The sequence below is a fragment of the Pseudomonas brassicacearum subsp. neoaurantiaca genome, assembly GCF_013608025.1.
In the GTDB taxonomy this organism is placed as follows: domain Bacteria; phylum Pseudomonadota; class Gammaproteobacteria; order Pseudomonadales; family Pseudomonadaceae; genus Aquipseudomonas.
In genome coordinates this window covers 89,588-89,896 of sequence record NZ_VDLV01000006.1, presented here as the reverse complement: position 1 = coordinate 89,896, position 309 = coordinate 89,588, and positions in this window count along the sequence as shown.

Sequence of the window (309 nt, the reverse complement as noted above, 5' to 3'; positions counted from 1 at the left end):
GCTTGCTCCCGCTCGGTGGCGCAGCCGCCGCAAAACCGGGCGATGCGGTGTGCCTGGAGAAAAGGAGTCGCTGATTTGGGGCCGCTACGCAGCCGAGCGGGAGCAAGCTCCCTCGCTACGGCGGCACGGGTTGTTGGAATCATCGGTCTGACGCGCACGCGGTTCTGCATCCGCTGGTGTTGGCGGCGTTGAAAGAGCCGGAAGCTACAACCTGACACACAGGGGAACGCAATCCCGTGGCGAGGGAGCTTGCTCCCGCTCGGTGGCGCAGCCACCGCAAACCAGGCGATGCGGTGTGCCTGGAGAAAC